The 23945-nt window shown below is 44.6% G+C and carries 21 protein-coding genes; 3 read left to right on the top strand and 18 right to left on the bottom strand.

From position 1 onward, the window contains the following. Window positions 1-213 precede the first annotated feature (213 nt). Complete coding sequence (locus tag ACED45_RS16140; protein ID WP_146491389.1) at window positions 214-1575, top strand: sodium-dependent transporter; 1362 nt, start codon at window positions 214-216, stop codon at window positions 1573-1575. A gap of 172 nt (window positions 1576-1747) precedes the next feature. Here the strand turns inward: ACED45_RS16140 and lipA are convergent, their stop codons facing one another. The 12 genes from lipA to leuS form a co-directional block, all read right to left on the bottom strand. Then, a complete protein-coding gene (lipA, locus tag ACED45_RS16135; protein WP_371714461.1) occupies window positions 1748-2713 on the bottom strand; it encodes a lipoyl synthase in 966 nt (321 codons plus the stop codon). A 4-nt stretch (window positions 2714-2717) separates the two neighbouring features. Further along, window positions 2718-3377, bottom strand: a complete 660-nt coding sequence (lipB, locus tag ACED45_RS16130) for a lipoyl(octanoyl) transferase LipB (RefSeq protein ID WP_004737632.1) — start codon at window positions 3375-3377, stop codon at window positions 2718-2720. 195 nt (window positions 3378-3572) lie between these two features. Further along, window positions 3573-3851, bottom strand: coding sequence for a DUF493 family protein YbeD (ybeD, locus tag ACED45_RS16125; protein WP_026084358.1), 279 nt, complete (start codon window positions 3849-3851; stop codon window positions 3573-3575). 232 nt (window positions 3852-4083) lie between these two features. Continuing rightward, complete coding sequence (locus tag ACED45_RS16120) at window positions 4084-5265, bottom strand: serine hydrolase (protein WP_017067140.1); 1182 nt, start codon at window positions 5263-5265, stop codon at window positions 4084-4086. A 93-nt stretch (window positions 5266-5358) separates the two neighbouring features. Further along, a complete protein-coding gene (locus ACED45_RS16115) occupies window positions 5359-6198 on the bottom strand; it encodes a septal ring lytic transglycosylase RlpA family protein (protein WP_060983365.1) in 840 nt (279 codons plus the stop codon). 3 nt (window positions 6199-6201) lie between these two features. After that, window positions 6202-7323 (bottom strand): rod shape-determining protein RodA, encoded by a 1122-nt coding sequence (gene rodA / locus ACED45_RS16110; RefSeq protein WP_048607962.1) that lies wholly within the window; start codon window positions 7321-7323, stop codon window positions 6202-6204. Further along, window positions 7323-9215, bottom strand: a complete 1893-nt coding sequence (gene mrdA / locus ACED45_RS16105) for a penicillin-binding protein 2 (RefSeq protein ID WP_371714460.1) — start codon at window positions 9213-9215, stop codon at window positions 7323-7325. Before mrdA ends, rodA begins: the two co-directional genes overlap by 1 nt. 6 nt (window positions 9216-9221) lie before the next feature. Continuing rightward, on the bottom strand, window positions 9222-9692 hold the full coding sequence (gene rlmH, locus ACED45_RS16100; protein WP_004735246.1) for a 23S rRNA (pseudouridine(1915)-N(3))-methyltransferase RlmH: 471 nt from the start codon (window positions 9690-9692) through the stop codon (window positions 9222-9224). 3 nt (window positions 9693-9695) lie between these two features. Further along, window positions 9696-10013: a ribosome silencing factor gene (gene rsfS / locus ACED45_RS16095; protein WP_004735247.1), complete on the bottom strand. Its 318-nt coding sequence runs from the start codon at window positions 10011-10013 to the stop codon at window positions 9696-9698. Between the two features lie 66 nt (window positions 10014-10079). Beyond that, window positions 10080-11105, bottom strand: a complete 1026-nt coding sequence (holA, locus tag ACED45_RS16090) for a DNA polymerase III subunit delta (protein WP_371714459.1) — start codon at window positions 11103-11105, stop codon at window positions 10080-10082. 12 nt (window positions 11106-11117) lie between these two features. Continuing rightward, window positions 11118-11771: an LPS-assembly lipoprotein LptE gene (locus ACED45_RS16085; protein ID WP_371714458.1), complete on the bottom strand. Its 654-nt coding sequence runs from the start codon at window positions 11769-11771 to the stop codon at window positions 11118-11120. Between the two features lie 179 nt (window positions 11772-11950). Then, window positions 11951-14527, bottom strand: a complete 2577-nt coding sequence (gene leuS, locus ACED45_RS16080; protein ID WP_123284299.1) for a leucine--tRNA ligase — start codon at window positions 14525-14527, stop codon at window positions 11951-11953. A 263-nt stretch (window positions 14528-14790) separates the two neighbouring features. Here leuS and ACED45_RS16075 point away from each other — a divergent pair, with 263 nt between their 5' ends. Then, window positions 14791-15261 carry a zinc ribbon-containing protein gene (locus tag ACED45_RS16075; RefSeq protein ID WP_371714457.1) on the top strand — a complete coding sequence of 157 codons (471 nt, stop codon included), beginning with the start codon at window positions 14791-14793 and terminating at the stop codon, window positions 15259-15261. Between the two features lie 138 nt (window positions 15262-15399). Here ACED45_RS16075 and lnt read toward each other — a convergent pair whose 3' ends face one another. From lnt to miaB, 5 genes are all read right to left on the bottom strand, one after another. Next, complete coding sequence (gene lnt / locus ACED45_RS16070; RefSeq protein ID WP_371714456.1) at window positions 15400-16917, bottom strand: apolipoprotein N-acyltransferase; 1518 nt, start codon at window positions 16915-16917, stop codon at window positions 15400-15402. Window positions 16918-16949: 32 nt separating this feature from the next. Further along, window positions 16950-17840, bottom strand: a complete 891-nt coding sequence (gene corC, locus ACED45_RS16065; protein WP_012603382.1) for a CNNM family magnesium/cobalt transport protein CorC — start codon at window positions 17838-17840, stop codon at window positions 16950-16952. 120 nt (window positions 17841-17960) lie between these two features. Further along, window positions 17961-18422 (bottom strand): rRNA maturation RNase YbeY, encoded by a 462-nt coding sequence (ybeY, locus tag ACED45_RS16060; RefSeq protein WP_132968779.1) that lies wholly within the window; start codon window positions 18420-18422, stop codon window positions 17961-17963. Then, the gene (locus ACED45_RS16055; protein ID WP_371714455.1) at window positions 18423-19544 is read right to left on the bottom strand and encodes a PhoH family protein; all 1122 of its coding nucleotides are present in this window, start codon (window positions 19542-19544) and stop codon (window positions 18423-18425) included. A gap of 163 nt (window positions 19545-19707) precedes the next feature. Next, window positions 19708-21132 carry a tRNA (N6-isopentenyl adenosine(37)-C2)-methylthiotransferase MiaB gene (gene miaB / locus ACED45_RS16050; RefSeq protein WP_012603385.1) on the bottom strand — a complete coding sequence of 475 codons (1425 nt, stop codon included), beginning with the start codon at window positions 21130-21132 and terminating at the stop codon, window positions 19708-19710. Window positions 21133-21440: 308 nt separating this feature from the next. On the opposite strand from miaB, the gene ACED45_RS16045 reads away from it, so the two are divergent. Further along, window positions 21441-22616: a 2-octaprenyl-3-methyl-6-methoxy-1,4-benzoquinol hydroxylase gene (locus tag ACED45_RS16045; protein WP_371714454.1), complete on the top strand. Its 1176-nt coding sequence runs from the start codon at window positions 21441-21443 to the stop codon at window positions 22614-22616. Between the two features lie 69 nt (window positions 22617-22685). Here ACED45_RS16045 and ACED45_RS16040 read toward each other — a convergent pair whose 3' ends face one another. Beyond that, window positions 22686-23732 carry a lactonase family protein gene (locus ACED45_RS16040; RefSeq protein WP_371714453.1) on the bottom strand — a complete coding sequence of 349 codons (1047 nt, stop codon included), beginning with the start codon at window positions 23730-23732 and terminating at the stop codon, window positions 22686-22688. Between the last annotated feature and the right edge of the window lie 213 nt (window positions 23733-23945).

Here is a 23945-nt window from a genome sequence, read left to right as displayed (position 1 = left end):
ATTTATCTCAATTTAATCCATTTCCTTTTCAAGCCTGCCACCTCGCTTTATTGCTTTTAATTGAACGATAAGACTGGTCGTTTGTTAATTTTATGGTTCTAAATAGCGCATTGATTGTAAAAATTAGATAATTGTTCATTTATTGGTTGTACCTATCATTGCTTTTTATTACTGTACTTCTCAACTAGTTCACTGATTTTTAATGCGGGCGATATGGACCAACAATCTTCCTCTTCAAGAGAGCATTTTAGCTCTCGTTTAGGCTTTATTTTAGCAGCGGCTGGTGCAGCGGTTGGCTTAGGTAATATTTGGGGGTTCCCGACTCAAGTTGCCAGCAATGGTGGCGGTGCTTTCCTTTTGGTCTATTTGATCATGATCTTTGTGGTTGCTTTCCCAATGCTAGTGGTTGAGATGGCGATCGGTCGTCACGGCCAAGCAAATCCAGTTGATAGCATGCGCTCGTTGACGGCAAACCCTTTAGGTAAAAAAGTCGGTGAGTTTGTCGGTTGGATTGGCTTAAGTGTACCAAGTGCCGTATTGGCGTTTTACAGTATTGTTGGTGGTTGGTTAATCTGCTTCCTAATTGGCGCCGTCGCTGATCTGATTGGTTTAGAGGCTGCTGCTGATTGGTTTAAAGGCTTCAGCGTTGAGCGTAATGTATTTGGTACCGTCGCGTTCTATGTGCTGACGATTCTGATTGTACAGGGTGGTGTTAAGCAAGGCATCGAGAAGTGGTCGACGCGTTTGATGCCAGCACTGTTTGTGTTGTTCGGCCTATTGTTTGTCTACATCATGACGCAAGCTGGTGCGATGGAAGGCTTAAAACATTACCTAGTTCCAGACTTTGAGAAAGTGTGGGATAGAAAGCTGATTCTAGCGGCGATGGGGCAAGGCTTCTTCTCGCTAACGATTGGTGGCTGTTCAATGTTGGTTTATGGCTCTTACTTAAGTAAGAAAGAAAACCTGCCAAAAATGGCGATGAACGTGACGCTGGTAGATACTGCAGTGGCTTTTATTGCTGGTTTGGTAGTAATGCCTGCAATGTTTGTTGCGATGCAAAAAGGCGTTCAAATCTATGCGGAAGACGGTTCACTATTGAGCTCTGACACACTGGTATTCACTGTTCTGCCGTTGATGTTTGATAGCTTAGGTGTGCTTGGTCAGATCTTCGCAATTGTTTTCTTCTTGTTACTAACCATTGCCGCGCTGACTTCTTCTATCTCAATGTTAGAAGGCCCGGTAGCGTTAGTGAGTGAGCGCTTCAATACTAAACGTACGTCAACAAGTTGGGTGATTGGTGGTGCTATCGCGCTGTTTAGTGTGGTGATTGTTTACAACTTTGCTGCGATGTTTGGCATGGTAGCGATGATTGCAACTCAGTACCTTCAACCAGTCGCTGCACTGATGTTCTGTGTGTTTGGTGGTTGGGTATGGAGCCGAGCTTCAAAAGTGAAAGAGCTTGAGCAAGGTTGCTCTGATTTCCAATTGGGTTGGTTTGGTAAGGTTTGGCCTATGTATGTGAAGTTCGTGTGCCCAATCTTGGTAGCAACGGTTATCTGGGCTTCTTTCGGCTAATTAGCCATTATTGTCCATTTGTCCATTTGTCCATTTGTCCATTTGTCTATTGTTCACTCGTCTTCTTTGTTGTATCTGAATGATGGCGATGTAACGTGACAGTTTGTCGATACTAAAAAGGCGCATACCTGAGGGGATGCGCCTTTCAAATAGAGGGGAGTTAAGTAATGGCTTACTTAATTTCCATACCTTGAGCTTGTAAGTCTGCATGGTAAGAAGAACGTACAAATGGACCACAAGCTGCGTGAGTGAAGCCAAGCTCTAGAGCAATCTCTTTCAGCTCATCGAACTCAGAAGGCGGCACGTAGCGTTCTACTGGTAAGTGGTGGCGGCTTGGTGCTAGGTATTGGCCTAGTGTCAGCATAGTCACACCATGTTCGCGAAGGTCTTTCAGTACTTGAACGATCTCTTCTTTCGTCTCACCAAGACCCATCATCACACCTGATTTTGTTGGAATATCAGAGTGCTGCTCTTTGAATTTCTTCAGTAGATCAAGAGACCACTTGTAGTTCGCACCTGGACGCGCTTTACGGTATAGACGTGGCGCTGTCTCTAGGTTGTGGTTGAAAACATCTGGCGGGTTGTCTTTCATTAGATCAAGCGCAACATCCATACGACCGCGGAAGTCTGGAACCAGTGTTTCGATACGAATATGTGGGTTTAGTTCGCGAATCTCACGGTTACAGTCAGCAAAGTGCTGAGCACCGCCGTCACGCAAGTCATCACGGTCAACTGAAGTGATTACTACGTACTTCAGTTTCATGTCTTTAATCGTCTTAGCCAGTTTCTTCGGCTCTTCTGCTTCAGGAGCAACAGGACGACCATGGGCAACATCACAGAACGGGCAGCGACGAGTACAGATAGCGCCAAGAATCATAAACGTTGCCGTACCGTGATTGAAACACTCGGCTAGGTTAGGGCAAGACGCTTCTTCACAAACTGAGTGCAGGTTGTTTTTGCGCATTGCTGATTTGATTTCTTGAATACGATGGCTGTCTGAAGGAAGTTTAATCTTCATCCATTCAGGCTTACGTAGAACTTCTTTCTGTTCAGCAGGCATATTCTTTACGGGAATTAATGCCATTTTGTCAGCGTCACGATATTTAACGCCTTTTTCCATTTGGATTGGTTTGCTCATGATTTTATGCTTCTGCTGTAATGTTACTGGTGGCTTGAATGTCTACTTGGTCATAGCCGAGTAGCTCTACGAGCTCTTGTATTAACTGTTGTTCAACGTTTTCTAGTTCACTTGGTCCGCCAAGTTGGCTGACCTGTGCCATTTCCATACCTTGATAACCACATGGGTTAATACGTAGGAATGGAGACAGGTCCATATCGACGTTCAGTGCTAGCCCGTGGAACGAGCAGCCACGTCGAATACGTAATCCGAGTGAACAGATTTTCTTGCCATCGACATAAACACCAGGAGCGTCAGGTCGGGCAGCTGAATCTATATTGTAAGCTTTCAGAGTATTGATTACGAGGTTCTCGATATGAGTAACCAAATCACGCACTCCGAATTTCTTGCGGCGAATGTTAATCAGAAAGTAAGCAACTAACTGACCTGGGCCGTGATAAGTCACTTGGCCGCCGCGGTCACTTTGTATCACAGGGATATCACCGGCATTTAAAACATGCTCAGCTTTGCCTGCTTGTCCTTGAGTGAAGACAGGGTTGTGTTCAACCAACCAAACTTGGTCTACGTCTTCTTCCGTGCGTTCGTCTGTGAACTTATGCATGGCTTTCCATACAGGTTCATAATCCTGACGGCCTAATTTTTTTACGATTAGCTTATTTTGCAAAGCGGCACTCCCTCAAGGATTAATAAAGTGAACGCATTATAAACGCGAAACATGATTCTAACTACAGACGGACTGCAAGGTTTTTCAACTTTCTTTGTATTTATTTAAAATTAAGTTGAATGAATTTGGTGTCGATACTGTGCTTTAAACAAAAACAGCGGCAATAAGCCGCTGTTTTTCATGCGTAATCAAAGACTACAGAACCATACGAACGATTTCGATCTCGCCCAGTTCTTTATAAAGAGTTTCTACTTGTTCAATTGAAGTCGCAGTAATATTGATAGAAACAGAGTGGTAGTTACCTTTCGCACTCGGTTTTAGCGTTGGGCTGTAGTCACCAGGAGCGTGGCGCTGGATCACTTCTAGCACTAGCTCAGTCAGTTCTGGCTTAGCGTGGCCCATTACTTTGTAAGTGAATGAACAAGGGAACTCTAAGAGGTCTTTTAGTTTTGCATCAGAATTGATGTTCATGATTAGCTCCAAAAGGCTAGACTCTCGCAAATTGGCGAAATGTCGATAAAAAGCGTATTCGGTCAACAGACACGAGTAATAAGGCGGAATATTACGTGTAAATATCACCGAACTCAAGATCAACAAAAGCCGCACATGGCGGCTTTTGGTTCACTAATGAGTAAATCATGAACTTACTCATTAGGTTAGCTAGACAACAAGCTTAGGTTTTACTTAGAACAAACCTTTGGCTGGTTTAGAATAAACCCTTGAACAGAAGAACTAGGTAGTCCCATAGGCGGCTGAATAGGCTGCCTTGGTCTACATCTTCAAGTGCTAGTAGTGGGTATTCAGCAACGTCTTCACCGTCGACTTGGTAGAATAGTTTACCAACCACATCGCCTTTGCTGATTGGCGCTTCTAGCTCTTTCTCAAGAACGAAGCTTGCCTTCAGGTTCTTAGCTTGACCACGAGGTAGCGTAACGAAAGTATCTTCGTCGACACCCAGTGCAACGGTGTCTTTACTACCCATCCAGATCTTCTCTTCTACGAAGGTTTCACCCGCTGTGTGTGGTGCCACTGTTTCGAAGAAGCGGAAGCCGTAGCTAAGCAGCTTTTTACTTTCTGTCTTACGAGCATTAGCATTCTTGGTACCCATAACTACAGCAACTAGGCGCATTTTGCCTTCGGTCGCTGAGCTTACTAGGCTGTAACCTGCATTGCTTGTGTGGCCCGTTTTGATGCCATCAACGTTCATGCTCTTATCCCATAACAGACCGTTACGGTTGTACTGGGTGATGCCGTTGTAAGTGAATTTCTTCTGTGAGTAGATACGGTACTCGTCTGGTACGTCGCGAATCAGAGCCTGACCAAGTAGCGCCATATCGTAAGGCGTTGAGTATAGGTTCGGGTTGTCTAGACCGTGCACGTTAGCGAAGTGCGTGTCTTTCATACCGATAGAGCTTGCCCATGCGTTCATTAGGTCAACGAATGCATCTTCAGATCCGGCGATGTGTTCAGCCATCGCAACACAAGCATCGTTACCTGACTGAACAATGATACCGCGGTTCAGTTCTTCAACTTTAACCGTTGTACCTACTTCAACGAACATCTTAGATGAATCTGGGAAGTTTTTAGCCCAAGCATTTTCACTGATTACAACATCGTCGTTTAAGTTGATGTTGCCACGTTCTAGCTCTTGGCCAATTACGTAGCTCGTCATCATCTTGGTTAAACTTGCTGGAGAAAGTTGAGTATTCATCTCTTTCTCTGCTAGTACTTTGCCTGAATGGTAATCCATCAGAACAAAACCTTTAGCGGCGATTTGAGGTGCATCAGGAACAACAATAGGAGCGGCGAATGACGATGTAGCTATCGTTGCAGAAAGAGCAACAGAAGTAGCAAAAATCGATTTAACAAGTTTATTAGATTTAATCATTTTGAATGCAATTATTTGGTGAACTATTCATATATTAACAGAATCACTCTGTCACACCAGAGCGCTGATTACCAGAAGTAACTGTTAGATTAATTAGCGAGTTAGGGTGTGTTTTTTTATATAAGCTGACGGGTAACCCATTAGCTTAACTTGTTCTAATTTTTCTTGAGTCAGAGCATAGTCATGAAATGGCCCAATCATCAGACGGTAGTTGTCATCATTTGGCTGCAAGAACGTTGCTACTTCTAGCTTTTCGGCTAGATCTTTAGCTAACTTCTCGGTTCTATCTTCATGCGGAGATGTTGCGACTTGAATGATAAATTGCGGTAAAGCGGCCTTTTTATTTGCGTCGGTTGGCATAGCCACAGTAATGACTTCAATCTCAACATTTGCCGTGCCGGTTCTTAATACATCGAGCTTGTAAGCGGCCGCATAACTAAGGTCAATGATTCGGCCTTCATGGAATGGGCCACGGTCATTGATACGAACAATAGTGGTTTTGTTATTGTCGGTATTCGTCACTTTTACATAGCTTGGAATTGGCAATGTTTTGTGAGCTGCTGACATCGAATACATGTCGTAGATCTCGCCGTTAGACGTTAAGTGACCATGAAATTTCTTACCGTACCAAGAGGCCTTGCCTTTCTCAGTAAACCCTTCGGTCTTTTTTACGATCTTGTAGTCTTCGCCACGCAGAGTGTAATCCGTATTACCACCTAAACTATAAGGTTCATACTGAGGGTGAGCATCTTCTAAATGCTCTACCGAAATCGGTGCGTCTGGTGCAATATCTGAATCAATATCGTAGCGACCTGTTGGCTTTTGTGAAGAACACCCATTGATTAAAACCGCTAGCCCTAAGATAGAGACTATTTTTTTGATTGGCAGCTCATCAACTAAGGATGCTTTTTTTGGAAACGTTGTAATAGACATCGATTAGGTCGCCTTTGAGAATGCTTTTCTGTGTGTATGGATCGACATTAAAATACCAAAACCAGCCATAAGGGTAACCATTGAAGTACCGCCATAACTGACCAGAGGAAGAGGAACACCTACAACAGGTAGAATGCCACTTACCATGCCAATGTTTACAAAAATGTAGACGAAGAAGCTCAGTACAATGCTGCCGCCCATCATTCGGCCGAATGCTGTTTGAGCTTGGCTAGCGAGCACTAAGCCACGTCCAATAATAAACAGGTAGATGGCAAGCAAGAACAAGATACCAATCATGCCCCACTCTTCGGCAATTACCGCAAAAATGAAGTCGGTATGGCGCTCTGGAATGAACTCTAGTTGGGATTGAGTGCCTTGCAGCCAACCTTTTCCTGATATACCACCAGAACCTATCGCAATCTTACTTTGAATGATGTGGTAACCCGCACCTAATGGATCGGATTCAGGATCAAAAAGGGTTCTTACACGTACTTTTTGATATTCACGCATCAAGAAGAACCATAAGATTGGGATAAATGCCCCCAACGCTATTGCCGCACTAGCAATGATTTTCCAACTGATACCTGCTAGGAATATCACGAAGATACCGGATGCGGCGATAAGGATAGATGTGCCTAGGTCGGGTTGCTTTGCGATTAGAATCGTAGGTACAAACACCATCACTAGCGAGATCGCTAATGTTTGGAAGGTGGGTGGAAGTGAGCGCTTACCGATAAATCGCGCCAGCATCAAAGGTACCGCCAGCTTTAACAGCTCTGAGGGTTGGAATCGAACAAAGCCGAAGTTTAACCAACGCTGTGCACCTTTAGAGGCTTCACCAAAGAACAATACGCCTAATAGCAAGATGACACCACCTGCAAACAGTAGTGGTGCCAAGGTCTCATAAGTGCGAGGTGAGATTTGCGCTAGGAAGATCATCACACCTAAAGACAGAGCCATACGCATCGCCTGGCGATCCATCATCGCAAGGCTTTGTCCGCTTGCGCTGTACATGATCAGTAGGGCAAAGCCCATTAAAACCAGAATGCCAAGTAAAAGCGGCAGGTCGATATGCAGCCTTTCGAATAAGGCTCTATTTCGTCCAGTTGAAGGATCAAGTTTCATTATTTAATTGACTCACTTTGATAATCTTCTGCAAGGATAATATGGTCTAAAATCCTTCTTACTACTGGGCCGCCGTTAGAAGAGCCGCCACCTGCGTTTTCTAGAACGATAGTAACGACGGCTTCAGGATCTTCAAAAGGCGCGTAACCCGTAAAGAGGGCGTGATCGCGTAAGTGCTCTGCGATTTCATCCGCGTTGTACTCTTCATCTTCTTTTAAGCCGAACACCTGCGCGGTACCCGACTTACCAGCGGTTTGGTAAGACATCTTCTGGAATGAACGTCTTGCTGTGCCTTTCTTACCGTGGTTAGCCAGTCTCATGCCTTCCTGAGCGATATCCCAATACTTCTTCTTAACCCCGGTTAGTGGTGGGTAAGTTTCAATATCCGACATAATTTGTTCATCGAATGGGCGACCGTTATCAATGGTTGAACGCAGTAGGTGAGGGGCTGTTACTTCCCCTTCATTAACTAAAACTGATGTGGCTTTTGCAATCTGCATTGGTGTTGCTGTCCAGTAGCCTTGGCCAATGCCGACAGGGATAGTATCACCTTGGTACCAAGGCACACGGTGTCTTGCCATTTTCCAATCACGAGTTGGCATATTGGCTTTACTTTCTTCATAAATATCGATGCCGGTATAATCACCGAATCCGAACATCATCATCCATTTGGATATGCGATCAATACCAAGGTCATAAGCAATTTGGTAAAAGAAAGTATCCACTGACTCTTCTATCGCTTTCTCGATATCAACGACACCGTGTCCCCAACGCAACCAGTCACGGAATGGTCTTGTTTTTGAGTTAGGGATCTTCCAATAACCTGGGTCATTACGCGTTGTATTAGGTGTAATCACACCTTCTTGCAGAGCCGCAACAGCAATGAAAGGTTTGATCGTCGACGCTGGTGGATAAATACCTAGCGTTGCACGGTTAACCAAAGGTCGGTCTTTGTCTTGAAGTAGCGCGTTATAACCTTTAGAGGAGATACCATGCACAAATGCATTTGGGTCGTAGCTTGGGCTAGACACCATGGCTAACACGCCATTGTCTTTAGGGTCGAGAACGATGGCTGAGCCACGGCGACCATCAAGTAATTTATGTACGTATAGCTGTAGCTTGATGTCCAAGTTGAGCACGATATCTTTACCCGGAACCGAAGGCACAAACTTCAGAGTGCGGATCACTCGTCCGCGGCTGTTTACTTCGACTTCTTGATAACCAGCGGTACCGTGCAACATGTCTTCGTAGTAGCGCTCAATGCCAAGTTTACCGATGTCACGAGTCGCTTGGTAATTAGCGTCTTTCTCTTCTCGTGCTAGGCGCTGCATATCACGGTCATTGATACGCGAAACATAACCAATAACGTGAGTCAGCACATCACCATAAGGGTAGAAACGTTTTAATGTGCCTGTGACCTCAACACCAGGGAACTTATGTTGGTTTACAGAGAAGACCGCAACTTGTTCTTCTGTGAGTTGGTTCAGAATCGGTACTGACTTGAAGCGTCTTGAATTACGGCGATCACGATTAAAACGCTCGATGCGTTCTGGTGGGATCTCGATTAACTCTTGTAGACGGACAAGCGTGTCATCCATATCGTTGATTTTTTCTGGTGTGATTTCTAGGTTGAAAACGGGGCGGTTTTCGGCAAGAAGTACACCGTTGCGATCGTAAATCAAACCACGGTTAGGCGCGATTGGAACGACCTTGATACGGTTGTCGTTAGAGCGGGTTTTATAGTCCTGATATTGGTTGATTTGAATGTTGTAAAGGTTCATAACCAACATCGACATCATCACTATGATACCTGCAAACGCAACAAAAGCACGACTAGTAAATAGTCGTGCTTCTGCTTTGTAGTCTCGGATTTGGCTACGTTTACGTAACATTAACGCTTATTCTCGATGATAAGGGTGGTTAGCAGTGATGCTCCAAGCTCGATACAAGCTTTCAGCCATGATAACGCGTACTAATGGGTGAGGGAGAGTAAGCGCAGACAGAGACCAACTTTGGTCTGCTGCCGCTTTACATGCCGGTGCTAATCCTTCAGGCCCGCCAATCAGGATAGAAACGTCACGTCCATCCAACTTCCAGCTTTCCAGTTGCTCAGCCAGTTGTGGTGTATCCCATTTTTTACCTGGGATGTCGAGCGTGACAATTCTGTTGCCTTTTGGCACCGCTGCCAGCATCGCTTCACCTTCTTTCTGAAGAATGCGTGCAATATCGGCATTTTTACCGCGCTTTCCTGCAGTAATTTCAATGAGCTCTAACGGCATATCGTGAGGGAAGCGACGTTTGTATTCTTTAAACCCTTCTTCAACCCACTTTGGCATTTTTGTGCCAACTGCGATTAACTGGATCTTCAAAGCTTAGCCCCAAAGTTTTTCTAGTTGGTACAGCTCACGATGCTCTTCTTGCATAACGTGAAGCATGCTTGTGCCCATATCTAGAACAACCCATTCACCTTCTTGCTGACCGTCCATACCTAGAGGTTGCATACCCGCTTTACGCACTTCATCAGCAACATGCTGTGCAATAGAGGCAACATGGCGTTTAGAGGTGCCAGTACAAACAATCATGTAATCAGTAACGCTTGATTTGCCTTCTACATCGATAGTTACAATCGATTCTGCTTTCATGTCGTCGGCTTTGTCTGCAAGAAAATCTTTTAGTTCTTCACGTAACACTGGGTGTTCCTTTAATCTGAATTTAGCTTTGTTTAGGGCTTGTTGACCCTAGAATATAACACGCTTTTATGCGTGGAATGGTATTGAAGCTGAAGGGATACAAAACTCTACGCTTAACTGATGAATTAGTGGCCAAGGCGACTGCTCATATTGAGTTTTTGTCATCAATTCAGCTTGAGTGAGCAACGCGAACAAAGAGTGTAATTGAGAAATCGAAACTCTTGTTAGCGCGGCGTTATAAAGAGGCTTTTTAGATTGCCAGATACGGTGTTTTTCGAAGACCTGACCAATCGGCATCTGTTTCATTTGTTGCTGCATTTGTAATAGCAGAGCAAGCTCTCGTTGTATGCTACGTAATAAAATGACGGGTTCGACACCTTCAGCTTCTAGCTGACGCAGGATTCGTTGTGCTCGGTTACCTTTGCCTGCCAATAACGCATCACTCCAATGGAATGGAGTAAAATGGTTGTGTCGACTCAGCGATTCTTCTAAGCGTACTAACGTGAGTTTTCCATCTGGGTATTGGAGAGCCAGTTTTTCTAGGCTTTGGGTGAGAGCAAATAGATTACCCTCATGCCATTGCGCCAGCATTTGAATCGCTTCAGGGTCTGGCGTTAAACCGATTTGACGGCAACGCGCTTGGACAAACTGAGGTAACCGACTGACATCTGGCGTTAGGCAACTGACCCAGTGACCCTGATTCGAAAGAGCCTTAAACCACTTAGCGCTTTCTTGAGCTTTGGTGAGCTTAGTGCCCACCAAGATTAACAAGATATCACTGTGGATATGCTCGGAGATTGCGAGTAGCTCTTTCGCTATTGCGGCATTGACGCCTGACTCTGGCAGTTCAAGTTCGATGACTTGACGGCTAGAGAATAAGCTCAGTGCTTGAGTGCAGTCGTAGACTTGATTCCAGTCCAGACTGCTATCAATAGCAAAGCGGTGACGTTCTTCAAAACCTTGTTGTTTTGCAGCTTTTTGAATTGCTTCTCGGCTTTCTTGTAATAGCAGAGGCTCGTTACCAAAAATGAGGTAAACACTGCTTAGCTGTTTAGCAAGTTGCTCTGATAAGCGGTCAGCAAAAATACGCATCAAATAAACCTATTACTCAGTCGATTCGCTAAGTGTTGGTTGCTCTTCTGAAGCCGGTACGATCTCAACGTCTTCAACTTCGATGTTTTTAATGTTGTATTGCTTTTCAAGTTCTTTTACTTCAACGTGCTCTAGTTCTTCTAGGTTCATGTTACCAGCGGCAATAGTCGCTTTAAGGCGAGCCATTTGGCGAAGAATTTGGCTTGTTGCCAACTTGCGCATCTCATCTTCAATCATGTCTCGTTCAACCGACTTCGCAAGTGCTGTCAGTGGGTTGTCTAGGTAACTGCGGGTTACGCTGGTTGAGAATGTCTTTGAGCCTAGCTCTGGGATCGTTACGCGATATGAAGCGCGAAATGTCAGTTCTTTTTCTGCTGCACGAGTGTTTTGGTATAGAGAAAGGGTACGCTCACCAACGCTCTCACTAATAATGTGTAGGTTAGGGGTATTTTCAGCAGGTGGCACGATTTCTACATCATTCATGCGTAGCTGACCTTTCATCATACGTGTAAACGTACTGTATTGGTCATAACTGGTTACGGAGATCTTGTTGAGTTCTTCTGGTACGGAGTAATCACCACGCAGGTGGAAACCACACGCACTTAACAGGCTGACGGTTAAAACAACAATAGTAACTTTCAATGAAGATAGTGAAATCAGGCGCATTATTTGATGGCTCTCATGAAGGTAGAATACTTATTTAAAGGCTTTAGCTAGATTGAGTTGTTAGGCTCAAATCTAAAGCGCTTAAATAAGTAGACAGGGCAATTAGCTCCCCTGTCTACAGACTGCTTTTGATGAATTAAGTTCGTTAATTCTTTAGCAATTGCACTGTACTAACGAAATTAGTTAGCAACGATGTTTAGAAGCTTACCAGGAACGAAGATAACTTTACGAATCGTTAGGCCATCTAGGAACTTCTTAGCGTTCTCATCGTTTAGACCAAGTTCACGAACTTGCTCTTCTGTCGCGTCAGCAGCAACCGTTAGCTTCGCTCGTAGCTTACCGTTGATCATTACAACGATAGTCTTCTCGTCTTCAACTAGCGCTTTCTCATCGAAAGTTGGCCATGTTGCTGAGTCTACGTTTGATTCACCAAGTGCAATCCACATTTCGTAAGAGATGTGTGGAGTCATTGGGTAAAGCATACGAACTACTGCTTTTAGCGCTTCATCAAGAATTGCACGATCTTGTACAGACTCTTGAGGTGCTTTCGCTAGCTTGTTCATCAGTTCCATGATTGCAGCGATAGCTGTGTTGAACGTTTGGCGGCGGCCAATATCGTCCGTTACTTTCGCGATAGTCTTGTGGATATCACGACGAAGTGCTTTTTGGTCGCCAGATAGCGCAGAAGCGTCAACAGATTCAGCTGCACCTTTAGAAGAATGAGCGTGAACCAATTTCCAAACACGTTTAAGGAAGCGGTTAGCTCCTTCAACGCCAGACTCTTGCCACTCAAGCGTCATGTCTGCAGGTGATGCAAACATCATGAATAGACGTACTGTATCAGCGCCGTACTTGTCTACCATCTCTTGTGGATCGATACCGTTGTTCTTAGACTTAGACATTTTGATCATGCCTGAGTGTTCAACTTCGCGGCCTTGATCGTCGACTGCTTTTTCGATGCGACCTTTACCGTCACGTTCAACCGTTACGTCAGTCGGTGCAATCCACTCTTTGGTGCCTTTTTCGTTTTCGTGATAGAACGCGTCAGCCAGAACCATGCCTTGACATAGTAGTTGCTTGAACGGTTCGTCAGACGTCACGTAACCAGCATCACGTAGAAGCTTGTGGAAGAAACGAGAGTAAAGCAGGTGCATACAAGCGTGCTCGATACCACCAACGTATTGGTCAACTGGTAGCCAGTAGTTTGCTTTCTCTGGATCTAGAATGTCGTCTGCTTGTGGTGAACAGTAACGTGCGTAGTACCAAGAAGACTCCATAAACGTATCGAACGTGTCAGTCTCACGTAGAGCAGGTTCACCGTTGAACGTTGTCTCAGCCCAAGATTTGTCTGCCTTGATTGGGCTAGTTACGCCATCCATTACCACATCTTCAGGAAGAATTACTGGTAATTGGTCTGCTGGGACAGGGTGAACTTCACCGTCTTCAGTGGTTACCATTGGGATTGGAGCACCCCAGTAACGCTGACGAGATACACCCCAGTCACGTAGACGGAAGTTTACTGTCTTTTTACCTTTACCTTCAGCTTCAAGCTTCGCAGCAATTGCATCGAATGCTTCTTGGAACGCAAGACCATCGAACTCACCAGAATCGAACAATACGCCTTTCTCGGTGTAAGCCGCTTCAGACACATCTAGCTCAGAACCGTCTTCAGGTTTGATTACTGGGATAATGTCGATGCCGTACTTAGTTGCGAATTCGTAGTCACGTTGATCGTGAGCAGGAACCGCCATTACCGCACCTGTGCCGTAATCCATTAGAACGAAGTTTGCTACGTAAACAGGAACAACACGACCGTTAAGAGGGTGGATAGCCGTTAGGCCAGTATCCATACCTTTCTTTTCCATCGTTGCTAGTTCAGCTTCAGCAACTTTAGTGTTACGACACTCTTCAACGAATGCAGCAAGCTCTGGGTTGTTCTTCGATGCTTTCTCTGCAAGAGGGTGACCTGCAGCGATACCCACGTAAGAAACACCCATCAGTGTGTCTGGACGAGTTGTGTAAACTTCCAGTGGCGTTTCTTCGCCGTTGACAGCGAAAGACAGCTCAACACCTTCAGAGCGGCCGATCCAGTTGCGCTGCATGGTCTTAACCATTTCAGGCCAACCTTCAAGGTTGTCGAGATCGTCTAGTAGCTCTTGAGCGTACTCCGTGATTTTAATGAACCACTGTGGAATTTTCTTTTGCTCTACTGGAGTATCACAACGCCAGCAGCAACCGTCTTCTACTTGCTCGTTTGCTAGTACTGTTTGGTCGTTTGGACACCAGTTAACAGAAGATGTCTTCTTGTAAACCAGGCCTTTTTCGTAAAGCTTAGTGAAGAACTCTTGCTCCCAACGGTAGTACTCTGGAGTACATGTTGCGAATTCACGGTTCCAGTCGTAACCGAAGCCTAGAAGTTTAAGCTGGTTTTTCATGTACTCAATGTTTTCGTAAGTCCATGGTGCTGGCGCTGTGTTGTTTTTAACAGCTGCGTTTTCTGCAGGTAGGCCGAATGCATCCCAACCAATTGGCTGCATTACGTTTTTGCCTTGTAGACGTTGGAAACGAGATACCACATCACCGATGGTGTAGTTACGCACGTGACCCATGTGCAGTCGGCCACTTGGGTAAGGGAACATAGAAAGACAGTAGAATTTTTCTTTGTTTGGGTCTTCACTTACAACGAAAGTTTCGCTGTTATCCCAGTGTTGTTGAACCTTTTGTTCAATCTCTTGCGGGTTATATTGTTCTTGCATCGATGGTATCCGGTTATCTTGGAATTTGTGAGTTCGGTTAGAACAGAATCTTACAGATCGTCATAGAATACCTAAAGGAGCTGAGTACAACAATAGTTATACCCTTCATACTTGCAGTTGCTACCTAGTAGATTGTGTAATTTTCACTGAATTTCGCAGGGCAACTATACTTAAGAGTATGAATTGCATTTGTTTGTGAGCGGGAGTGCATTGCAGCGCCCCCGTTTGCTCACTAAAAGGTTGGTTATCTTAAGGAGGTTGTTATGCCGAAGAAAAAAGCGCTCTATGAAGAAGTCGTCGAAGAGGTGATTGAAACGCTGAAGCATAGTCCTGAAGAGCTCAACAACAAAATCGAAACGTCAGGCAAGTATGCGAAAGCAGCTAATGATATGACTAAAGACGAGCTTTCATTGATTTCTGCCTACGTGAAGTCGGACTTAAAAGAGTTTTCCGAAAGCTATGAAGAGAGTAAAAGCGGTCCATTCTATTTGATGATTGCAGACTCTATTTGGCAAGGACTGTTGGATATCACTGATCGTACTAAGGTGGAGTGGGTTGAACTGTTCCAAGATTTAGAGCATCAGGGGTTGTATCAAGCGGGTGAAGTCATAGGCTTAGGAACCTTGGTATGTGACGAGTGTGGTTACCAAACTGAATATAACCACCCAACCAATATCATTCCATGTATTAAATGTGGCTCTAAAGGGTTTAGTCGTAAGGCCCTTAAGCCGTAAGCTCCTGAACCGTACAGTATCAATGCAAAACCACAGTAATAAAAAGGGTTGACTCAATCAGTCAACCCTCCAATCACCTTTCGTCGAATCTCGAATCTCGAATCTCGAATCTCGAATCTCGAATCTCGAATCTCGAATCTAGCTTTTGGGCTTTCTTATTAGCCAACCAATCACCAAGCTGAGCATCGCCCATATATACAGCGGCCAAGTACCTACTGTGTGATAAGGCGTTTGACCATCCGTTGAAATGAGTTCAGCTTTTAATACGGCCGTTTCAAACTGAGGCACTTGTTTGATGATGTTGCCTTTGTAATCTGTCACCGCCGTCACACCATTGTTGGTAGAGCGAATAAGCGGCTTACCAAGCTCCAGAGCCCGCATTTGTGCGATTTCCATATGTTGCAATGGCCCAATCGAACGACCAAACCACGCATCGTTGGAGAGTGTGAGGATAAAGTCAGTCTCATCAGTCACATTCTGCCTAACTTGATCATTAAAGATGATCTCGTAACACAACGCAGGCGCAAGATGACGACCGTTGGCCACGATGTTTGGTTGGATGAAATCACCACGACTGAACGAAGACATTGGCAAGTTAAAGAATGGTGCCAATGGGCGCAATATGTCCTCAAACGGTACAAACTCACCAAATGGCAGTAGGTGATGTTTATGATAGCGCTCGTCTGGATCGTAGCTGTATTCACCGTATGGGTTTACACCAAGTGAGAGAACGCTGTTGTAGTACTTCTTGTCTTCAGACTGATTCAGTACACCTGTGATGATTGAGCTGTTATTCATCTTAGCAGCGCTGTCTATGTTGCGCAGAAAAGAGGGTATCTCGACTTCAAAAGCAGGAATAGCGGCTTCAGGCCAGATGATGATATCCGCATCCCAGTTTTCTCTGCTGAGGTCGGTGTATTTCATCATGGTCGGCCAGCGATGACTTGGTAGCCATTTACTGTCTTGATCGACGTTGCCTTGTATTAAAACGACTGACGTAGTTTTTTCCGGGTTCGGCGTGACCCAATCGATATTTCGAATACCAAAACCTGCACTAAATACGACGGCGGGAATGATAGCGATACTCCAAGCCCTGTTAACAATCGCATAAGCGAATGCAGAGGCTGAAACAATGATCGCTAGAGTTACTAGCTCTACGCCGCCAATCGGTGCAAATGAACCTAATGGCGAATCGATTTGGCTGTAGCCCAACCAAAGCCAAGGGAAGCCCGTCATTACCCAGCCACGTAGCCAATCACTGACTAACCACAATGCTGGAGCAGCGAGGAAACAGCGGCTTAGATTATTAACAGGGAAGAACTTGTTCAAACTCCAGGTAAACAGACCTGAATAAACAGCTAGGTAGCCAACGAGCAATGCCATCAAAAATAGATTAGCCGCCAGTGGCATGCCACCAAAACCATCAATGCTGACGTATACCCAGCTGATACCTGTCGTGAATTGGCCTAAACCCCATGCGTAGCCAATCCAAAGCGCGCTTTTAGGAGAGCGGTTGTGGATCAGTAACAGCAACAAAGCTGGGCTGAGAATAGCAAGAGGCCATATGGAGTATGGAGCGAATGAAAGGGTGGTTATAGCGCCAACAAAAACGGCCGCAAGCGGCCGTAATAGGCGATGAATAAAGGTCTTAGTCATCTAATTTCTGTCATCTCTTTAGAGAGAAGTTGTTATTCTTCGATAGTCGGAAGAGGCTGTTCGTCAGGAATGGTTACCTGTAGCTGAATTACACGACGGTTATCTGCTGATGTTATCTTGAAATGGTAGTTTTCAATTTCTACAATTTCGCCACGAACCGGCAGGTGACCGAGTGCTGTCATAACCATGCCGCCTACTGTATCTACTTCATCATCACTAAAGGCAGTGTTAAACGTATCGTTAAACTCTTCAATAGTGGTTAAAGCTTTTACAGAAAAGGTATGCTTACTCAGCTTACGAATATCTAACTCTTCTTCATCGTCGAACTCGTCTTCAATTTCACCAACGATTTCTTCGAGGATATCTTCAATGGTTACTAGGCCAGAAACTCCGCCAAACTCATCGACAACGATAGACATGTGGTAACGCTCTTCTTGGAACTCCTTAAGCAGGCGATCAACTCGCTTACTTTCAGGAACAACTACGACAGGGCGAATCACTTGTTCGATATCAAATGGGGCACTTTCTGAACCCAAATACTTAAGTAGGTCCTTCGCTAATAGAATGCCTTCAACATGGTCTTTATCTTCACTGATCACTGGGTAGCGAGAGTGTTGAGCATCAGTAATAAGCGCAATCAATGTATCTAAATCATCGGTGCGTTCAACTGTAACCATTTGAGAGCGAGGCAGCATGATATCGCGTACTCGCATCTCTGAAATTTCCATTACACCCTCGAGCATGTCGCGCGTGTCGTGGTCAATTAGGTCATTAATTTCTGAGTCGCGGATTACATCCACGAGCTCTTGGCGATCTTTTACTTCACCTTGAAATAGTTGGCCTAGGCGTTCAAAGAAGGACTTTCTACTCGGACCTTCAGATTTTTTACTTCCCTCAGAAGTGGGGGGGTTACCTTCGTTCATGATTTCTCAAAAAATAACGCTATCAGAAGTGTGATAGCACACGTTACAACTCAGATTCCTGCGGAAATCACAGGTTCGATGAGTTATTGTTTCTCTGCAACCTACTTTACTAGAATCAATTTACTTTTCTAGAATATACGGGTCTTCAAACCCCATAGTTTGCATGATTTCTGTCTCGAGTGATTCCATCTCTTCTGCTTCATCATCTTCGATATGATCATAACCTAGCAGATGCAGACTGCCATGTACAACCATATGAGCCCAGTGTGCTAGCAGAGGCTTACTTTGCTCTTCTGCTTCTTTTTCGACAACTTGACGGCAGATAATGAGGTCGCCTAGCAGATCTAGCTCGATCCCTGGAGGTGCCTCGAATGGAAAAGACAGCACGTTAGTTGGCTTGTCTTTGCCACGGTATTCATGATTGAGCTGGTGGCTTTCTTGCGTATCAACGATACGAACCGTCAACTCAGCGTTCTCTTGAAACTGAGAAATTGTCTTGTCCAACCAAAGCTGAATATCTTGCTCAGTTGGAAGACCTTGCTCATTTTCGACTGCTATTTGCAGGTCTAGTTCAATAGACATCTATTTATCACCTTGTTCTGTAATCACAGAACTATTTTGTGTTGCTAATTGTGTCGTAACTGCCTGCTGAGCCTCAAGAAGTTTGGCTTCGCGCTCTTCACGTTTACGCTTTTCAAACTCTTTGCGCTCTTTCTGGTCTTTCGCTTCCCATTTCTCGTAGGCGTTGACGATACGAGCAACAACAGGGTGACGAACCACATCTTCAGACATGAAGAAATTAAAGCTGATGTCATCCACTTCACTCAGCACTTCAGTTGCATGACGTAGACCAGACTTCGCTCCACGAGGTAAATCGATTTGCGTAATGTCACCTGTGATAACTGCACGCGAATTAAAACCGATACGGGTTAAGAACATTTTCATCTGTTCTACCGTGGTGTTTTGGCTCTCATCAAGAATGATAAATGCATCATTTAGTGTACGGCCACGCATGTAAGCCAGTGGAGCGACTTCAATCACGTTACGTTCAATCAGCTTTTCAACACGTTCAAAACCGAGCATCTCAAACAGTGCATCGTAAAGTGGGCGCAAATATGGGTCGACTTTCTGGCTTAAATCACCCGGTAGGAACCCAAGCTTCTCACCGGCTTCTACAGCAGGGCGAGTCAGTAGGATCCTGCGAACCTCTTGGCGTTCAAGTGCATCAACTGCTGCTGCAACGGCTAAATAGGTTTTACCTGTACCTGCTGGCCCAATACCAAAGGTGATGTCATGGGTGACCATGTTCATTAGGTACTGTGCTTGGTTTGGCGTACGAGGTTTGATGACGCCTTTTTTAGTCTTAATGGTCACTTCTTTGCCGTACTCGATTTCAGACTCGACGTGTTGTTCCAAAATGCCAGATTCGGTGACCGCCAGATGCACTTGCTCTGGTTCGATATCGATTATGTTGCCTTTAACTGGAGCCGTTTCAACATAGAGGTGTTTGATGATGTCTAAAGCAGCGGCTGCTGTGTGAGGCTTACCAACGATGGTGAAGAAGTTGCTTCGGTAATTAATCTCAACGCCAAGACGACGCTCAAGGTGTTTGATGTTGTCGTCGAATGGTCCGCATAAGCTAGCCAAGCGCTTGTTGTCGGCTGGCTCTAGATTTATCTCTAAGGTAACGATTTTATTGCTCAAATTAGCCTCTCATTTTGTGCCACTCGCTCTTAAATAAAACAAAGAGCAAAAAGCCCGATTTAGACCGGGCTTTTGATTGTGATATCCCTATTTCTAAGATGGTCACTTAGTTAGGTAATTTCAAGCTTTGTGTTTGCGCTTTGTGCTCAAACAGTTGTATTGCCTACGGTGTAAATGTCGCTACACCTAGCTCGTCTTCACGTTTTGTTTTTTCCATCATTTCTGCTGGAGTCATAACAACGCGTAGACCCATGTCTTTTTCTGTGCGAACTAGCTCACCACGTAGTGAGTTGGTGTAAACCTCAGTGATCTTCACATCTACGAACTGGCCGATTAGGTCTGCAGAACCTTCGAAGTTCACAACACGGCTGTTTTCTGTACGGCCGCGAAGTTCCATTAGGTTCTTTCTTGATGGACCTTCAACAAGGATACGTTGCTCTGTGCCTAGCATTAGACGAGAGAAGCGCATAGCTTGTGTGTTTACCGTTTGTTGCAGTTCGTATAGACGATCTTTCTTCTCTTGTGCTGGTACGTCACATGGGTAATCTGCCGCTGGCGTACCCGGACGAGGAGAGAAAACAAAGCTGAAGCTCATATCGAAATCAACTTCTTTAATTAACTTCATTGTATCTTGGAAGTCTTGTTTAGACTCACCAGGGAAACCAACGATAAAGTCAGAACTGATTTGAATATCAGGACGAGCTTTACGCAGTTTACGGATAATAGACTTGTACTCGATAGCCGTGTGTGGACGCTTCATCATCGTAAGAATACGGTCACTACCACTTTGTACTGGCAGGTGAAGGAAGCTCACTAGTTCAGGAGTATCTTTGTAAACTTCAATGATGTCGTCACCAAACTCAAGCGGGTGGCTAGTTGTGAAACGAATACGGTCGATACCATCGATAGAAGCAACAAGACGAAGCAGTTCTGCGAATGAACAGATATCGCCTTCGTGTGTTGGACCGCGGTATGCGTTTACGTTCTGACCTAGTAGGTTAACTTCACGTACGCCTTGCTCTGCAAGTTGAGCCACTTCGAACAGTACATCATCCATTGGGCGGCTAACTTCTTCACCACGTGTGTATGGTACAACGCAGTAAGTACAGTATTTAGAACAACCTTCCATGATAGAAACGAATGCCGTCGCACCTTCAGCTTTTGGCTCAGGCAGGTTATCGAACTTTTCGATCTCTGGGAAAGAGATGTCCATTACTGGCTTTTCGTTAGACAGTGATGATTTAATCATCTCTGGCAGACGGTGCAGTGTTTGTGGGCCAAAGATAACGTCTACGTAAGGTGCACGTTGACGAATGTGATCACCCTCTTGAGTCGCTACACAGCCACCCACACCGATCACCACACCTTCTTTCTTATCTTTAAGCGTTTTCCAACGACCAAGCTGGTGGAATACTTTTTCTTGTGCTTTTTCGCGGATAGAACAAGTATTCAATAGTAGTACGTCTGCTTCCTCAGGTACTTCAGTTAGCTCATAGCCATTTGCAGCGTTAAGCAGGTCGGCCATTTTTGATGAATCGTATTCATTCATCTGACAGCCCCAAGTTTTAATTAGCAGTTTCTTACTCATTATATGTTCGCTCGATCGTTAGTTTAATTTAAGGGAGCAAATCGCCCATTATTCATCCGCTAGCTCCATATGTCATAATTCAGTATTCAATTTTATGACAGGCTCTAGCGGCAAGCGGCGTATTGTACTGGTTTCAAAACCGACTGACTAGTAGTCTGAACAAATCTCTTATGTAGTGGTTTTTATTATCGTTAACGCCATATGCCATAAGGGATAACCCTTTTTTCGAATAAGGTTTTTGGTTACAAGTTAGTTATGAAAAAGTACAATCAAAAACAGTCAAAGAATCAAACTGATAAGTACAAAATATGAACAGTTACGATATTGTAGTAGTCGGTGGCGGCATGGTTGGCGCAGCAACAGCAATCGGTTTTGCAAAGCAAGGTCTGAGTGTTGCGGTGATCGAAGGTTTTGCCCCACAAGCTTTTGATGAATGGCAAGCGATGGACATTCGTGTGTCAGCGATTTCTCAAGCATCGGTCGATTTGCTTGAAAATCTTGGTGCATGGCAAAGTATTGCAGCAATGCGAGTGTGTTCTTATAAACGTTTAGAGACGTGGGAGCACCCAGAGTGTCGTACTCGATTTGATGCTGCCTCACTAGACCTTCCTCGTTTGGGCTATATCGTTGAGAACAGACTCATTCAATTAGGTTTATGGTCTCAATTTGATGCCTACGACAATCTCGAACTGTTATGCCCAGAAAAGCTCGATGTGATTGAGTTTGGTGAAATCAATATCGTAAAGCTTCAATCAGGGGCTGAGTTGTCTGCGAAGTGGGTGGTTGGTGCTGATGGCGCGAATTCAGCCGTTCGTCAACAAGCTTGTATCGGTATTACTGCTTGGGACTACCGCCAGCACTGTATGCTTATCAACGTAGAAACCGAGCAGCCTCAGCAAGATATTACTTGGCAGCAGTTTTTACCAAGTGGTCCTCGTTCATTTTTGCCTTTGTGTTCTCTAACCTCTGACGGTCAAGAAATCGGGCAGGGGTCATTAGTTTGGTATGATTCTCCACTGCGTATTAAGCAACTGTCAGCAATGACCCCTGAAAAACTACGTAACGAAGTACTTTCTCACTTTCCTAAAGAGTTAGGTGATATTAAAGTCTTGAATTCGGGTTCTTTTCCTCTGACACGACGTCATGCTCAATCATATTCGAAGAATAACTGTATTTTAGTCGGGGACTCTGCACATACGATCAACCCATTGGCAGGGCAGGGTGTTAACTTAGGCTTTAAAGATGTATCAGTACTGTTGGATGTCACCAACGAAAAGGGTGAATTGAATCAGTTTGTAGCAAAACGTTATGAAGTGATGAGAAGAGGCGACAACCTAATGATGCAGAGTGGCATGGATTTTTTCTACAAGACATTCAGCAACGACATTGGTCCGCTCAAGTTTGCACGTAATGCTGCGCTAAAATTAGCAGAGAACTCTGGGCCGATTAAAACCCAAGTATTGAAATACGCCTTAGGCCTTTAATTTATTAGTTCAGATTATCTATATAGAGAAGGAGAGCAGATGCTCTCCTTTTTTGTTTGGTGCTGAGTGCTATAACTGCTGTGTAACGCAAACCGGTGCGTCGATCTCTAAAGAGTATCCTGTATAAACCAAAGACCCATCCTCATTATTTCGTTTGAATGAGGTGATGTTATTGGAGTGTTGGTTTGCTGCGATAACCCATCGTCCGCAGTCAGTAATATGAAAATCGCGAGGGAAGTTGCCTTCAGTATTATAGCTATCAATAAAAATAGGCATTTTTATTGTAGGCTCGATTCTGAAGCAACTGATCCTTGATTGGTGTCGACAAGATACATAGAGGAATTGCTCATCTGGCGATAGTTTTATCGCAGCCGTAGCTTCTCCTTTCTCCATATTGGGAAGCGCATCAATTTCTTCTACGATATTCCATACACCCAAAGCCTTTTCCAACATAAGTATCGATTCAGAGAGCTCACAGATCACATAGGCTCTGTCTTCTGCTTTGTTAAAGATTAAATGGCGAGGTCCATTGCCGGCTGGCACTTTAATAGACTGCATAGGCTCGTCTAGAAACTCTTCCTGTTCTTCATCAAAGCAATAGAAGTTGATTCGATCAGCGCCAAGGTCGACGGTGACAAATTGTGGCGAGTTTTGTAAGAACAGGCATTGGTGGGCGTGCGGGCTAGTTTGTCTCTCTTTGTTCGGCCCTGAACCCACCATAGCAATCGTTTTGAGTCGCTTATCGATATTGCCATTAATACTTAAACTAAAAATATCGAATGTGCCTGATGAGTATTGCGACGTGATAGCAAACTTATTGTGTGGATCTATCGTGATGTGACAGGGGTGACCGCCAGCGATAGTACCGGAGTTCTTAACCGTCTTTGAGTTAGGGCTAGGAATATGAATCAGCTGCGGCTGTTTTGGCTGATCAATTTCAGACGCGGTATAGATGCCAAGTTTTGTCGCTACGACAAAAGACGGGTTAGTGCACTCTGCAACGAGCTCTAAAGGTAATAGCTTTCCGCTTTCCAAGTCTAATTGAGCCTGATATACGCCTTGGCTTTTACTGGGAGTGTCTGTGTAGCAACCGATCGTTAGGGTGAGGTTTTTCATAGGGCAGTCATACTCAATTAGAAAATGGAGCAGACATTGTCTTATAAAAAAGTCATGAAGTGATTAGATAGGGAGAAATACTTGGTGACGGAGTTATCAGATTTACATATTCCAGATAAAAAACAAAACCCAGCTAAAAAGCTGGGTTTCATTCAATGATGGTGCGGTCGGAGAGACTTGAACTCTCACACCTCTCGGCGCCAGAACCTAAAT

Origin of the sequence: Vibrio crassostreae (assembly GCF_041439375.1) — a bacterium.
Classification (GTDB): Bacteria; Pseudomonadota; Gammaproteobacteria; order Enterobacterales; family Vibrionaceae; genus Vibrio; species Vibrio crassostreae_D.
This window is presented reverse-complemented; position numbering and strand designations above follow the sequence as displayed.

Bases quoted from the DNA above. Each gene is read 5' to 3' on its own strand.
- ACED45_RS16140 (WP_146491389.1), top strand. From the start codon at position 214: ATGGACCAACAATCTTCCTCTTCAAGAGAGCATTTTAGCTCTCGTTTA.
- lipA (WP_371714461.1), bottom strand. From the start codon at position 2,713: ATGAGCAAACCAATCCAAATGGAAAAAGGCGTTAAATATCGTGACGCT.
- ACED45_RS16120 (WP_017067140.1), bottom strand. From the start codon at position 5,265: ATGATTAAATCTAATAAACTTGTTAAATCGATTTTTGCTACTTCTGTT.
- ACED45_RS16115 (WP_060983365.1), bottom strand. From the start codon at position 6,198: ATGTCTATTACAACGTTTCCAAAAAAAGCATCCTTAGTTGATGAGCTG.
- rodA (WP_048607962.1), bottom strand. From the start codon at position 7,323: ATGAAACTTGATCCTTCAACTGGACGAAATAGAGCCTTATTCGAAAGG.
- mrdA (WP_371714460.1), bottom strand. From the start codon at position 9,215: ATGTTACGTAAACGTAGCCAAATCCGAGACTACAAAGCAGAAGCACGA.
- holA (WP_371714459.1), bottom strand. From the start codon at position 11,105: ATGCGTATTTTTGCTGACCGCTTATCAGAGCAACTTGCTAAACAGCTA.
- ACED45_RS16085 (WP_371714458.1), bottom strand. From the start codon at position 11,771: ATGCGCCTGATTTCACTATCTTCATTGAAAGTTACTATTGTTGTTTTA.
- leuS (WP_123284299.1), bottom strand. From the start codon at position 14,527: ATGCAAGAACAATATAACCCGCAAGAGATTGAACAAAAGGTTCAACAA.
- ACED45_RS16075 (WP_371714457.1), top strand. From the start codon at position 14,791: ATGCCGAAGAAAAAAGCGCTCTATGAAGAAGTCGTCGAAGAGGTGATT.
- lnt (WP_371714456.1), bottom strand. From the start codon at position 16,917: ATGACTAAGACCTTTATTCATCGCCTATTACGGCCGCTTGCGGCCGTT.
- corC (WP_012603382.1), bottom strand. From the start codon at position 17,840: ATGAACGAAGGTAACCCCCCCACTTCTGAGGGAAGTAAAAAATCTGAA.
- ybeY (WP_132968779.1), bottom strand. From the start codon at position 18,422: ATGTCTATTGAACTAGACCTGCAAATAGCAGTCGAAAATGAGCAAGGT.
- miaB (WP_012603385.1), bottom strand. From the start codon at position 21,132: ATGAGTAAGAAACTGCTAATTAAAACTTGGGGCTGTCAGATGAATGAA.
- ACED45_RS16045 (WP_371714454.1), top strand. From the start codon at position 21,441: ATGAACAGTTACGATATTGTAGTAGTCGGTGGCGGCATGGTTGGCGCA.
- ACED45_RS16040 (WP_371714453.1), bottom strand. From the start codon at position 23,732: ATGAAAAACCTCACCCTAACGATCGGTTGCTACACAGACACTCCCAGT.